This window comes from Amycolatopsis sp. NPDC114503 (assembly GCF_055633655.1).
In genome coordinates this window covers 795,054-807,868 of record NZ_JBVKDT010000004.1, presented here as the reverse complement: position 1 = coordinate 807,868, position 12,815 = coordinate 795,054, and the positions used below count along the sequence as shown (strand labels likewise).

Sequence of the window (12,815 nt, the reverse complement as noted above, 5' to 3'; positions counted from 1 at the left end):
ACCCCGGGCCGGCGGGTCAATAGCCGAGCGCCTTGGCGACGGCCGCGGCCGACGGCGGCACGGTGGCCTTCGGGCCGATGTGGTTCTCGACCGCGTCGAGGGTCTTCAGGCCGTCGCCGGTGATGAGGAGGACGGTTTCGGCGTCCGGGTCGAGCTTGCCGCTTTCGACGAGCTTCTTCGCGGTCGCCACGGTGACGCCGCCCGCGGTCTCGGTGAAGATGCCTTCGGTGCGCGCGAGCAGCCGGATGCCTTCGACGACCTCTTCGTCGGTGACGTCCTCGATCGCGCCGCCGGTGCGGTTGACCACGTCGAGCACGTACGGGCCGTCGGCCGGGTTGCCGATCGCGAGCGAGCGGGCGATGGTGTCCGGCTTCACCGGCTGGACCACGTCGTGGCCGTTGCGGTACGCGGTGGAGACCGGCGAGCAGCCGGTGGCCTGTGCGCCGAACACCTTGTACGGGCTGGCGTCCACGAGGCCGAGCTGGCCCAGCTCGCGGAAACCCTTGTCCACCTTGGTGAGCTGGGAACCGGAGGCGATCGGCACGACGATCTGCTCGGGAATGCGCCAGCCGAGCTGCTCGGCGACCTCGTAGGCGAGCGTCTTCGAGCCCTCGGAGTAGTACGGGCGGACGTTCACGTTCACGAACGCCCACTTCGGGTGCTCGCCGGCCAGTTCGGTGGCGAGCCGGTTCACGTCGTCGTAGTTGCCGTCGACGGCGATCAGGTCGCCGTCGTAGACCGCGGTGGTGAGGATCTTCGCGCGCTCGAGGTTCTTCGGGATCAGCACGACCGACCGCCAGCCGGCGCGCGCCGCGGCGGCGGCGGTCGCGTTGGCCAGGTTGCCGGTCGAGGGACACGCGAGGACCTCGAAGCCGAACTCGCGGGCCGCGGCGAGCGCGACGGCGACCACGCGGTCCTTGAACGAGTGCGTCGGGTTGCCGGTGTCGTCCTTGACCCACAGGCTCTTGAGGCCGAGCTCCTTCGCGAGCCGGTCGGCGCGCACGAGCCGGGTACAGCCGGGTTCGGTGTTCGGGGTCTCCTCGACGGTCGAGGGGACGGGAAGGAGTTTCTTGTAACGCCAGATGTTGCGCGGGCCCGCTTCGATGTCCTCGCGGCGGACGCGGCCGAAGTCGTAGGCGACCTCGAGCGGCGAGAAGTCTTCGGCGGAGACGAATTCCGGAGCGAGCGGCTGCCGGTGCCCTTCTTCCTTCGACACCAGTTCGACGGCCGGACCGAGGTCGATCGTCTTGTTGGCGGAGGTGGCGGTGAGGGCTGCAGTCATCGCGAGGTTCCTTTCCTCATCTGTCCCGCCGAAGCGGGCCGGAATTGGCACCGTGGTCGTCAGCTACCCCGCGATCGCGGGATGACAGGCTGTACGCCGGTTGCCGGGGCTTCGTCGGGCCGTTCCCTCTGCCCCTCTGGATGAGCGGTATTCGATTGTCGGAGCGCGGGTGGGCGCGTCCTCGCCTACACCGTACGACATCCCGATCAGCTCGTGCCACGGAGGCGGCCCACATCACCGGGGCGGACGGCCCGGCGGCCGGGTGAGAAGATGGCGAGGTGACCACCGCACCCGCGCCGCTGCACCTCGTCACGGGCGAGGAAGAACTGCTCATCGAACGGGCTGTGCGAGCGTCCCTCGACGCGGCCAAGGCCGCGGACCCGACGGCGGACCTCACGCGGACGCGGGTGTCCGATCTCACACCGCCTGTCCTGGCCGAGCTGGTCAGCCCGTCGTTGTTCGCCGAGGGGCGCGTGATCGTTCTCGAGTCGGCGCAGGACATCTCGCAGGAGCTGTCCGACGCTGTCCTGGCGTACGTGAAGGCTCCGGCCGACGGCATCGTCCTCGTGGTCGTGCACAGCGGCGGCGGGCGGAGCAAGGCCGCGAAAGCGCTGCCGGGCGCGTTGAAAAAAGCGGGCGCGGAAATCACCGAATGCCCGAAGCTCACCAAACCGGCCGAGCGCGAGGCGTTCGTCCGCAACGAGGTGCGCCGCGCGGGCGGCAAGATCGACGGCGCGGGCCTGCTGGCGCTGCTCGACTCGGTCGGCTCGGACCTGCGCGAACTGTCCTCGGCGGCGACGCAGCTGGTCGCCGACACCGGGGGAGCCATCGACGAGCAGGCGGTCCGCCGCTACCACACCGGACGCGCCGACGTGACCGGCTTCGCGGTCGCGGAGAAGGCCGTCGCGGGCGACCGGGCGGCCGCGATGGAGTCGCTGCAGTGGGCGATGCAGCTGGGCGTCCCGCACGTCCTGATTGCCGACGCGCTGGCCGACGCGGTCCGCACGATCGCGCGCGTGTCCGCGGCCGGCCGGGGCAACCCGAACCAGATGGCGGGCGAACTCGGCATGCCGCCGTGGAAGATCCGCAAGGCGCAGGGCCAGTCGCGCGGCTGGGGCCCGGACGGCCTGGCGACCGCGATGCGCGTCGTGGCGCGGCTGAACGCCGAGGTCAAGGGCGCGGCGGCCGATGCGAACTACGCTCTGCAGCGCGCGGTCCTCGAGGTGGTCGCGGCCAAGGAGAACCGCTGACGCTCAGGTGACAGGCGGCCCCTGACCGGCTGCTGACGGGGGTTCCGCTGGACGCCGTGACGAGACGGGAGTTCCGCTGGACGCCGTGACGACCACCGGCTGAGGGTCGCGGGCAGCCGTCGCCCTGTCGCCCGGGCCGAGCCGATCCGCGACCCCCGGGCCGAGCCGATCCGCGACCCCCGGGACGCGGAAGACTCCGGGACGCGGAAGACTCCGGGACGCGGAAGACTCCGGGACGCGGAAGACTCCGGGACGCGGAAGACTCCGGGACGCGGAAGGCCCCGGGACACGGAAGCCCCGGGACACCGAAGACCCCAGCACACCGAAGACCCCAGCGCACGGAAAAGGCCCGGCAGCCGAAGCCGCCGGGCCTTCCGGAAAGACTGCGCTCAGAGCTGGTTCGCGCGCTTCGCGAGAGCCGACTTCTTGTTCGCGGCCTGGTTGGCGTGGATGACGCCCTTGGTGACGGCCTTGTCGAGCTTGCGAGCGGCGTCGCGCTGCAGTTCGAGGGCCTTGTCCTTGTCACCGGCTTCGGCGGCCTCGCGGAACTTGCGGATCGCGGTCTTCACCGAGGACCGGATCGCCAGGTTGCGCTGCCGCGCCTTCTCGTTGGTGTCGATGCGCTTGACCTGCGACTTGATGTTGGCCATGGAGGCGTTCCTCTTTCACTCGGTGAAGGTCGCTGCCGCGTCTGTGTGGCTCCAGGCCTGCCCCGAGGGGCGGCCGGGTTTCCTCCCTGACGGAATGCCGCACGGCAACAGTCGAAAATCTTAACAGCCCTGCTCGCGGCCCCGGCGCGGACCCCGGAGCCGGGAAACCGCTCGGCATCCCGCCGACGGCTCGGTTACGGTGGATCTCGGTAGTGCCTAGGGTTCCGTCGCCTGCCCGTGGTCCCGCAGAGCGGGTCGCGAAGACAACGAGGGCGGGCGGGCCTGGTCCGAGCGGCACCTTCGGCGGGACACCGAGCCCTGCCGTTCATCTGACGGGACAAAAGCCTGGAGGACCCGGTCTTCGGCGTGCGCTGAAAACCTGAAAGGGTCCCGGATGAACACCACTGCTCTCGCCATGGTCCTCGTCGCCGCGGTCGTGCACGCCGTGTGGAACCTCGCCGCCAAACGGGTTTCCGGCGGCGGGCCGCGGTTCGTCTGGCTGTACTACACGGTTTCCGCGGCGGCGATGCTCCCGGTGATCGCGGTCGCGCTGGCCGTCGAACCGGAACGTCCACAATGGACTTGGCTGCTCGCCGCGCTGGTCACCGCGGTCCTGCACGTGGTGTACGGGACCGTGCTGCAGCGCGGCTACGAGGTCGGCGACCTGTCGATCGTCTACCCGCTGGCCCGCGGCACCGGTCCGCTGGTGTCGGTGCTCGTGGCCGTCACGGTCCTGGGCGAACGGCCGGGCGTGCTCGGGCTGGTCGGTGCCTTCCTCGTCGTCGCGGGCGTCCTGGTGATCAGTCTCGGCGGCAGCACCGGCGACGCCAAGGCTCGTCGCGCCGGGGTGTTCTACGGCGTCGCCACCGGAACGGTCATCGCGGCTTACACGATTTGGGACGCGCATTCGGTCACGTCGCTCGGCGTGCCCCCGCTCGTCTATTTCGGCGGCGGCGCGATCGGCCAGAGCATCCTGCTCGCGCCGGCTGCCGCCCGCGGTCGCTCCGAGATCAAGCGGCTGTGGCGCGATCATCGGCGCGAGGTGCTGATCGTCGGGCTGGCCTCGCCCGCCAGCTACCTGCTGGTCCTGTACGCCTTGCGGATCGCGCCGGTCAGCCTCGTCGCTCCGGCGCGCGAACTGTCGATCGTCTTCGGCGGGGTCGCCGCCTGGCTCGTGCTCCGCGAGCGCAACGCGGTGCGGCGGCTTGCCGGATCGCTGGTGGTGCTGGCCGGGATCGCTGCGATTGCGGTCGCCTGAGCGGCTCGGGTAGGCAGGAGCCATGGACGTACTGAGCAGCCGGATGCTGATCCACCCTCGCGACCACGAGGTGTCGACCGCGTTCTATCGCGACGCGCTCGGCCTCGCGATCGAGCGCGAGTTCCCTGGCGGCACCCGGTTTTTCGCCGGCGGCGGCTCGATCGAAGTGGTCGGAACCGGCGAAGAAGGGCCGGGGCCGGACGTCAATCTGTTCCTGCAGGTCCGCGATCTCCCGGCGACCCTGGCCGAATTGGCCGGGCGCGGGGTCGAACCGGTGCGCGAGGCTCGTCGCGAACCGTGGGGCACCGACGAGGCGTGGATCGCCGACCCGGACGGATTGCGGATCGTCCTCGTCGAGGTCCCGGAGGACCACCCGTTGCGGCGCGACAAGCGCTAGCCCGGTTTCACGGCTCGAAGCTGGGCCGCGAGCGCGGCGAACCCCGGAGGGTCCCAGGTCCAGGTCTGCAGGTCGGTGAATCCCGCTGCGGCGGCCTCGTCGGCCAGTTCGTGCCGCGTCACCGGGAGCCATTTCTCGTGCGCCGAGAGCAGCAGACGTCCGCCTGGCCGCAGCACCCGGAACAGCTCGGCGAAGCCCGCCGCGCGGTCTTCCCAAAGCTGGACGTTGTTCACGGTCAGCACGACGTCCGCCGACGCGTCCGCGCAGCCAGTCCGAGCCGCGCTGCCCGCGCGCACTTCGGCGCGGTCGCCGCAGCGGTCCGTGCAGAGGTCTCGCATCTGAGGCGAGGGTTCGACGCCGATCACCTCGCCGGCGAGTTCGCTCGCCGCGTCGAGGCCGACCCCCGGACCAGGGCCGATGACGAGAACGGTCTCGTCGGGTTCGAGGCGGGCGAGGCCGACGACGCGGTGCTCGGTCGCGGCGTTGCTGACCGCCATCAGCTTGCCGCCGAGCCTGCCCAGCAGGCCGCTGGGGTGGCCGAAAGCCCGGTCGAGCGCGGCATCGAAGGCACTGAGGGCGCCGGGGCCGGGCGGCGAGGGGGAGGGTGAAGTGGTCATGCTTCGAGGTCATCACGAGACGCGCGGGGCCGCATCGGGGATGACCCCCACCCGCACCCGGAGGTCCATGGGACGATGGGGTACGGACATCCCCCACCATCCCGAGGACAGCCCGAGTGACAGCGCCCAAGACGTTCGCCGACACCACCTTCACGCCGCCGGAGTTGATCCGCAACTTCTGCATCATCGCCCACATCGACCACGGCAAGTCGACGCTGGCGGACCGGATGCTGCAGCTCACCGGCGTCGTCGAGGAGCGAGCCATGCGCGCGCAGTACCTCGACCGCATGGACATCGAGCGGGAACGCGGCATCACGATCAAAGCCCAGAACGTGCGGCTGCCGTGGCAGGTCGACGGGCAGGACCACGTCCTGCACCTGATCGACACGCCCGGCCACGTCGACTTCACCTACGAGGTCTCGCGGGCGCTCGAGGCGTGCGAGGGCGCGATCCTGCTGGTCGACGCCGCGCAGGGGATCGAGGCGCAGACGCTCGCGAACCTGTACCTCGCGCTCGAAAAAGACCTGCACATCATCCCGGTGCTGAACAAGATCGACCTGCCCTCGGCCGACCCGGACAAGTACGCGGCGGAGATCGCGCACATCATCGGCTGCGAGCCCTCGGATGTGCTGCGCGTGTCGGCGAAGACCGGCATGGGCGTCACCGAGCTGCTGGACGAATGCGTGCGCCAGGTCCCGCCTCCGGTCGGCGACGCGGACGCGCCCGCCCGCGCGATGATCTTCGACTCGGTCTACGACACCTACCGCGGCGTCGTGACCTACATCCGCGTGGTGGACGGCAAGATCACGCCGCGCGAGAAGATCAAGATGATGTCGACCGGCGCGACGCACGAACTGCTCGAGGTCGGGATCATCTCGCCGGAGCCGAAGGCCAGCAAGGGACTCGGCGTCGGCGAGGTCGGCTACCTGATCACCGGCGTGAAGGACGTGCGCCAGTCGAAGGTCGGCGACACCGTGACGTCCGAGCGCCACGGCGCGACGGAACCGCTGGCCGGCTACCGCGAACCGAAGCCGATGGTGTTCTCCGGGCTGTACCCGGTGGACGGCTCGGACTACCCGGAACTGCGCGAGGCGCTGGAGAAGCTGCAGCTCAACGACGCCGCGCTGACGTACGAGCCGGAGACGTCGGTGGCGCTGGGCTTCGGCTTCCGCTGCGGCTTCCTCGGCCTGCTCCACCTGGAGATCACCCGGGACCGGCTGGAGCGCGAGTTCGGCCTGGACCTGATCTCGACCGCGCCGAACGTGGTGTACCGCGTGGTGCTGGAGGACCGCAGCGAGGTGATCGTCACGAACCCCTCGGACTGGCCGGGCGGGCTCAAGATCTCCGAGGTGCACGAGCCGGTGTCGAAGGTGAGCATCCTGGCGCCGTCGGAGTTCGTGGGCACGATCATGGAGCTGTGCCAGGCGAAGCGCGGCAACCTGCTGGGCATGGACTACCTGTCCGAGGACCGCGTCGAGCTGCGCTACACGATCCCGCTGGCGGAGATCATCTTCGACTTCTTCGACACGCTGAAGTCGCGCACGCGCGGCTACGCGTCGCTGGACTACGAGGAGTCCGGCGAGCAGGTGGCCGATCTGGTGAAGGTCGACATCCTGCTGCAGGGCGAGACGGTGGACGCGTTCTCCGCGATCGTGCACAAGGACGCCGCCTACACGTACGGAAACCGCATGGCGACGCGCCTGCGCGAGCTGATTCCGCGGCAGCAGTTCGAGGTGCCGATCCAGGCGGCGATCGGTTCGCGGATCATCGCGCGCGAAACGATCCGCGCCATCCGCAAGGACGTGCTGGCCAAATGCTACGGCGGCGACATCTCGCGGAAGCGGAAACTGCTGGAGAAGCAGAAGGAAGGCAAGAAGCGGATGAAGACCGTCGGCCGGGTGGAGGTGCCGCAGGAAGCGTTTGTCGCGGCACTGTCCACTGAGGACAACGGGAAGAACAAAAAGTAGTCCACCTTCGGGTGAACGGCGGCTCCGGGATTCCCGGGGCCGCCGTTTTTTGTCGGTGGGGGCTGGTGTTATCGGCTGCAGACAGGGACTCTCTGGCGCGAACAGGGAAAGGAGAGCACCATGACGGTCATGGCGGAAATCCAGAATCCACCCGGGTCCGGTCCCCTGACGGTGCAGGACCTCGAGGGGATGCCGGATGATGGCCGCCGTTACGAACTCATCGACGGGACGCTCCTCGTGAGCCCCGCGCCAGGTCTGAGACACCAGACCATCGGCTACCGGCTGTACGGCGTGCTCGACGCGGCCTGTCCGGAAGAAATGTTCGTCGTCGGCGCGCCGTTCGCAGTGCACGTGGGCGATCGGATTGAGCTGCAGCCGGACGTGCTGGTCGGACGGACCGAGGATTTCACTGCCAAGGATCTGCCCGTGCCGCCGGTCCTTGCGGTCGAGGTGTTGTCGCCGAGCACGTCGATTCACGACCTGAACACCAAGAAGGCGCTCTACGAACGGCTGGGCGTCCCGAGCTACTGGGTGATCGACCCGGCGACTGCCGAACTGGCCGTGTTCGAACTGGACGAGGACGGTCGCTATCGCCAGCCCGCCAAGGCCGCGGGCGCCGAGGTTTTCGAAGCACAGCGGCCGTTCTCGGTCCGGGTGGTGCCCGAGGAGCTGATCGGAAGGAGCTGATCGGTTCCGGTCGAGCCGCCCGTGCCTCGCGCGGCGGCGGACCCGCTCAGCCGTTCCCGATGATCCTGCCCACCTCCACGAACACCGCGGCCCGGCGTTCGGCGGCCATCACCCGGTCGTACTCCGCCCAGTCGTCGTGGGTGCCGGTGGCGGCGCGGAACACCTCGCGCAGCAGGGGCGGGAGGTCGTCGGCGGGGAAGGACGGGTCGGGGTCGTCCGGGCCGATCAGGCGGACCGGGCCGGACACCGAGAGCCAGCGCCAGCCGCGGCGGAACGTCACGGTCGCGTGGCCGTTGCGGCGCAGCAGCGCGAGCTTGCGCGCGCCTCCGACGGCGACGAAGCCCACGCTCGGCTTGCCGGTCACCGGGTCGTTCAGGATGCCCGCGTTCACCACGGACGCGTGCACGGTGCCGTCGGCGCGGGTCGTGGCGACGGTGGCGAGGCCGTTCTCCTCCACGGTCAGCGCGCGGAGCTGTTCCAGGGTTGCCGTCATGCTTTTCTGCAACGCGGCGGCCGCCCGGCGCATTTCCGGTCCGGCACTAGGCTCGGGGACATGTTCGATGATCTCGAGTTCCCGGTGATCGCGGCGCCGATGGCGGGCGGGCCGACGACTCCGCAGCTGGTCGGCGCCGTCACGGAGGCGGGCGGGTTCGGTTTCCTCGCCGCCGGCTACCTCAGCCCGGAGACGCTGGACGCCCGGATCGCGCACACCGCCGACCTCACCGGCGGCCGGTTCGGCGTCAACCTGTTCGTCCCCGGCGGCCGGTCGGTGGCCGACCTCGCCGCGCACCGCGAACGGTTGCTCGCCGAAGCCGTGCGTTACGGCGTCGAACTCGGCGACCCGGTCTGGGACGACGACGAGTACCCGGCGAAACTCGACCTCGTCGTGCGGCACCGGGTTCCGGTGGTGTCGTTCACGTTCGGCGCGCCGACGTCCGCCGAGGTGCTGCGGATCCACGAAGCCGGCGGCAAGGTCGCGGTCACCGTGACGAATCCGGAGGAGGCCGACCTCGCTGCCGCGCGCGGAGCCGACGCGCTGGTCGTGCAGGGCTTCGAGGCCGGCGGGCACCGTGGACTGTTCACCGACGACCCGGGCAACCCGGCCGGCGGCGAGGAGTACGGCCTGCTCGCGCTGCTGCGTTTGCTCGGCGCGCGCACGAGCCTGCCGCTGATCGCGGCCGGGGGACTGGTCAACGGCGCCGACATCGCGGCGGTGCTCGTCGCCGGGGCGTCGGCGGCACAATTGGGCACGGCCTTCCTGCTCGCGACGGAAGCCGGCACCGGCGACACCCAGCGGCGTGCGCTCGCCGAGGCTGGCCGGGCGACGGCGTTCACGCGCGCGTTCAGCGGACGCCCGGCGCGGGGCATGGTGAACCGCGTCCTGAGCGACCTCTCCGCGGACGCGCCCGCCGCGTACCCGCAGCTGCACCACCTGAGCAAACCGGTCCGCGCGGCGGCCGGCAAAGCTGGCGACCCGGAAGCGATGTCGTTGTGGGCTGGGCAAACGTATCCGCTCGCCAGCGACGGTTCAGCGGCCTCGATCGTGGCCCGGCTGCGCACGGAGGCGAAGGCTGCGGCGGAACGGCTCGACCGGTTGCGCTGAGAACTCTGGCGCGGCGAGGAACGGGGACCACGGCGGCTGGACCGCTGCGGTGACGCCTCCTGCGATGCGAGGAACAGGACCACGACGGCTCAATCGGCCGTGCTGAGAGTTTCCAGTGCGCGCGGGATGCGTTCGTATGCCTGGCGGAGCGCGTCGGGCATCCGCGCGTGGTCTGGTCGCGGGCTGTGTTCACGAGGGCGGTTCGCGCGGTGGCACGGTGTGCGCTCGTGGCCTGGGAACGGTGCCCGATTGTGCATACGAGCAATGGCGAGGCGGGCTCAAGCGAGCCTCGCAGAACCTAACGAGCCAGTGGATCTCCCACAGGGCCAAAGAAAATGCGGGGGACACCGCTCAGGCGTCCCCCGCATCACAACCGCAGCATCAGTCCGAAGTGGACTTCACTCCGCCGGCGTCCCCGTCGCCGGAGCCGGCGGACCCGCCCCGCTCCATCGCCGAATGCCGTTTGCTGTAGGAGAAGTAGATCACCATCCCGATCGCGAACCAGATCGCGAAGCGCAGCCACGTTTCCGGCTTCAGGAACGTGATCAGCCAGATCGAGAAGACCACCCCGATGACCGGCACCACCGGCATGCCCGGCGTCTTGAACGTGCGCGGCAGCTCAGGACGCTTGTAGCGCAGCACGATCACCGCGATGCACACGACCACGAATGCCAGCAGGATGCCGATGTTCGTCAGCTCCGCGGCCTCGCCGATCGGCAGCACGCCCGCGATCAACGCGGACGCCGCGCCCAGGATCCACGTGATGCGCGAAGGGACCTTGCGCACCGGGTGGGTCTTCGCGAACCACTTCGGCAGCAAGCCGTCGCGGCTCATCGAGTAGCCCACGCGCGTCGCGCCCATCAGGAAGGTGAACAGCACCGTCAGGATGCCGATGATCGCGCCTACCGCGATGATCGCGCCCAGCCAGCCGAGGCCGACCTTCGCGAACGCGCTCGAGAAGGCCGCTTCCGGGTTGATGTCGGTGTACTTCACCATGCCGGTCAGGACCAGGCAGGCCAGCACGTACAGCACCATCGAGATCGCCAGCGAGTAGATGATCGCCTTCGGCATGTGCTTCTGCGAGTCCTGCGACTCCTCGGCCGCGGTCGACATGGCGTCGTAGCCGAACACCGCGAAGAACACCGTTGCCGCGCCGGTGAAAGCGCCGCTGAGGCCGAACGGGAAGAAGTTGCTGTAGTTGCCGCTCTGGATGTGGAAGGCGCCGACCACGATCACCAGCAGCACCAGGCCGACCTTCAGGTACACCAGCAGCGTTTCGAACCGCGCCGCGTTTTTCATGCCCTGGTTCAGGATGAAGGCGATCAGCAAGCACAACAGCACCGCGAACAGGTTGATCTTGTACGACCCTGGTTCGACGCCCGCCGGTTCGGTCCCTGGAGCGCCGGACATCCAGTGCGGCAGCGAGACGTGCAGGAAACCCAGCAGATCGTTGAAGTAGCCCGAGATCCCGATCGCCACCACGGACACGATCGCGGTGTACTCCAGCAGCAGGTCCCAGCCGATGAACCAGCCGACGATCTCGCCGAGCACCGCGTACCCGTAGGTGTAGGCGGAGCCCGCGCGCGGGATGAGGCCGGCGAACTCGGCGTAGGAGAACGCGGCCGCGGCGCTCGCGATGCCCGCGATCAGGAACGAGATCAGCACGGCCGGGCCCGCGGTCTTGTTCGCGACCGCTCCGGCGAGCGAGAAGATGCCGGCGCCGATGATGCCGCCGACGCCGATCGCGGTCAGCTGCCGCAAGCCGAGCGTGCGCTGCAGGCCGCTTTCCCCCGCGTGCTCGATGGTTTCGATCGGCTTCCGCCGGAAGATCCCGGACCCGGAGCCCAGGTTAGGGCCGCGCGGAGCTGACATCGATGTCTCCTCAGACTGGTGGTTCTGCCAGGACCAGGGTTCCGGGTCCTGGCAGGGCACCGTACCTGGCGGCGCCCCGCCTGTCACCGACTCCACAGTGTGACGATCTCGCCAGTCTGAGTCACCCGGTCGCGGAGTCGTCCTCGACGTCGTTGACGGTGGGCGCCGGGCGCGCGGTCGAACGGACCGCGCCGGCGGCGAAGAAGGTGAGGAGCTCGGCGACCTCGGCCGGGTCGTCGAGTTGCGGGCAGTGGCCCCAGTCCTCGCGGACGACGAGCCTGCTGTGCGGCACCAGGGTGTGCAGCTTCCGCCCGGACGCGGCGGTCACCAGCTTGTCCTTGCCGCACGCGACCGCGAGCAGCGGGATCTTGATCTGGTCGAGCCGGTAGGCGTCGGCCAGCTCCGCGACGAGCTGGCGGGCCTCTTCGAGCCGGGACGTGGTGGCCCGGTAGTCGGGAAAGAGCGTGGTGAACCGGCGGACCTGGCCCGCGTCGGCGTGGCGCGAGTCGGCGTAGAGGATCCGCGGCACGAGCTGTTCGGCGACCGCGCGGACCAGGAAACCCGGCACCGGCAACGGAAGCGAGGAGTACAGCCGCAGCGGCAGCGGGTTGCGCCCGACCGTGCGCACCAGCCACGAGTCGACGAAACCGGGCGCGGCGATCGACACCGCGCCCGCGGTCGGCAGCCGGTGGTTCTGCGCCGCGCGCAGGCTCATCGTGCCGCCGAGCGAGTTGCCCGCGAGCACCACCGGGCCGAGCACGGCCTGCTCGCGCACCACCGCGGCGGTGAACGCGTCGAGTTGCGGAAGCATCTGACCGGGGCGCAGCGGCTGCGCGTCGCCGAAGCCGGGGAGGTCGACCGCGACCGCGGCGATGCCCGCCTCGGCTAGTTCTCCGAGTACCGGACGCCACGTGTCCGCACTGTCGCAGTACCCGTGGAGCAACACGAGCCGGGGCGCGCGGGGTTTCCCGTCGCCCTTGCGGCGCGTGCGCTTGGGTGCGGGCGCCTCGGCGACGGGCGGCCCGACCTCCAGCACGCGCGTGCGCATGCCGGCGAAGCGCCGGAAGGATTCCCGGATCGGCTCCGGTTCACTGGGGTGCCGGCCGCCCCGGCCGGCGGGGTCTGGCCGCTGCGTCGCGGTCATGTTCTCCAGGTTAACCGCCCAAGGTCGAGTTCTGGTGGAACTTTGGGGGTCACTATCTGATTGCGAAGCTGGGGTGTTGACGATTCAC

General features: G+C 69.9%; 12 protein-coding genes and 1 riboswitch. Of the genes, 6 read left to right on the top strand and 6 right to left on the bottom strand.

The features are described from left to right. Positions 1-16 precede the first annotated feature (16 nt). Positions 17-1,282, bottom strand: coding sequence for a threonine synthase (thrC, locus tag ACZ7OI_RS20815; protein WP_470265826.1), 1,266 nt, complete (start codon positions 1,280-1,282; stop codon positions 17-19). 13 nt (positions 1,283-1,295) lie between these two features. Then, positions 1,296-1,429, bottom strand: a riboswitch (SAM riboswitch). A gap of 131 nt (positions 1,430-1,560) precedes the next feature. Between thrC and holA the strand changes: the two genes are divergently transcribed. Then, on the top strand, positions 1,561-2,532 hold the full coding sequence (gene holA / locus ACZ7OI_RS20810) for a DNA polymerase III subunit delta (protein WP_470265825.1): 972 nt from the start codon (positions 1,561-1,563) through the stop codon (positions 2,530-2,532). A gap of 389 nt (positions 2,533-2,921) precedes the next feature. Here holA and rpsT read toward each other — a convergent pair whose 3' ends face one another. Beyond that, positions 2,922-3,182 (bottom strand): 30S ribosomal protein S20, encoded by a 261-nt coding sequence (rpsT, locus tag ACZ7OI_RS20805; RefSeq protein WP_116200451.1) that lies wholly within the window; start codon positions 3,180-3,182, stop codon positions 2,922-2,924. A gap of 394 nt (positions 3,183-3,576) precedes the next feature. Here rpsT and ACZ7OI_RS20800 point away from each other — a divergent pair, with 394 nt between their 5' ends. Both ACZ7OI_RS20800 and ACZ7OI_RS20795 read left to right on the top strand, forming a co-directional pair. Further along, positions 3,577-4,440 (top strand): DMT family transporter, encoded by an 864-nt coding sequence (locus tag ACZ7OI_RS20800; RefSeq protein WP_470265824.1) that lies wholly within the window; start codon positions 3,577-3,579, stop codon positions 4,438-4,440. A 22-nt stretch (positions 4,441-4,462) separates the two neighbouring features. Further along, on the top strand, positions 4,463-4,837 hold the full coding sequence (locus tag ACZ7OI_RS20795) for a VOC family protein (protein ID WP_470265823.1): 375 nt from the start codon (positions 4,463-4,465) through the stop codon (positions 4,835-4,837). Here the strand turns inward: ACZ7OI_RS20795 and ACZ7OI_RS20790 are convergent. Next, entirely contained in the window at positions 4,834-5,454 is a 621-nt protein-coding gene (locus ACZ7OI_RS20790; protein ID WP_470265822.1) for a class I SAM-dependent methyltransferase, read from the bottom strand. The two genes, ACZ7OI_RS20795 and ACZ7OI_RS20790, sit on opposite strands and share 4 nt — an antisense overlap. Before the next feature lie 116 nt (positions 5,455-5,570). On the opposite strand from ACZ7OI_RS20790, the gene lepA reads away from it, so the two are divergent. Beyond that, positions 5,571-7,421: a translation elongation factor 4 gene (gene lepA, locus ACZ7OI_RS20785; protein WP_470265821.1), complete on the top strand. Its 1,851-nt coding sequence runs from the start codon at positions 5,571-5,573 to the stop codon at positions 7,419-7,421. 120 nt (positions 7,422-7,541) lie between these two features. Next, on the top strand, positions 7,542-8,108 hold the full coding sequence (locus ACZ7OI_RS20780) for a Uma2 family endonuclease (RefSeq protein ID WP_470265820.1): 567 nt from the start codon (positions 7,542-7,544) through the stop codon (positions 8,106-8,108). A 46-nt stretch (positions 8,109-8,154) separates the two neighbouring features. Here ACZ7OI_RS20780 and ACZ7OI_RS20775 read toward each other — a convergent pair whose 3' ends face one another. After that, positions 8,155-8,601 (bottom strand): pyridoxamine 5'-phosphate oxidase family protein, encoded by a 447-nt coding sequence (locus ACZ7OI_RS20775; RefSeq protein WP_470265819.1) that lies wholly within the window; start codon positions 8,599-8,601, stop codon positions 8,155-8,157. Positions 8,602-8,661: 60 nt separating this feature from the next. On the opposite strand from ACZ7OI_RS20775, the gene ACZ7OI_RS20770 reads away from it, so the two are divergent. Then, positions 8,662-9,711: an NAD(P)H-dependent flavin oxidoreductase gene (locus ACZ7OI_RS20770; protein ID WP_470265818.1), complete on the top strand. Its 1,050-nt coding sequence runs from the start codon at positions 8,662-8,664 to the stop codon at positions 9,709-9,711. A 381-nt stretch (positions 9,712-10,092) separates the two neighbouring features. On the opposite strand, the gene ACZ7OI_RS20765 is transcribed toward ACZ7OI_RS20770, so the two are convergent. After that, positions 10,093-11,583 (bottom strand): amino acid permease, encoded by a 1,491-nt coding sequence (locus tag ACZ7OI_RS20765; RefSeq protein WP_470265817.1) that lies wholly within the window; start codon positions 11,581-11,583, stop codon positions 10,093-10,095. A 121-nt stretch (positions 11,584-11,704) separates the two neighbouring features. Further along, positions 11,705-12,727 carry an alpha/beta fold hydrolase gene (locus ACZ7OI_RS20760; RefSeq protein ID WP_470265816.1) on the bottom strand — a complete coding sequence of 341 codons (1,023 nt, stop codon included), beginning with the start codon at positions 12,725-12,727 and terminating at the stop codon, positions 11,705-11,707. Positions 12,728-12,815: the final 88 nt, after the last annotated feature.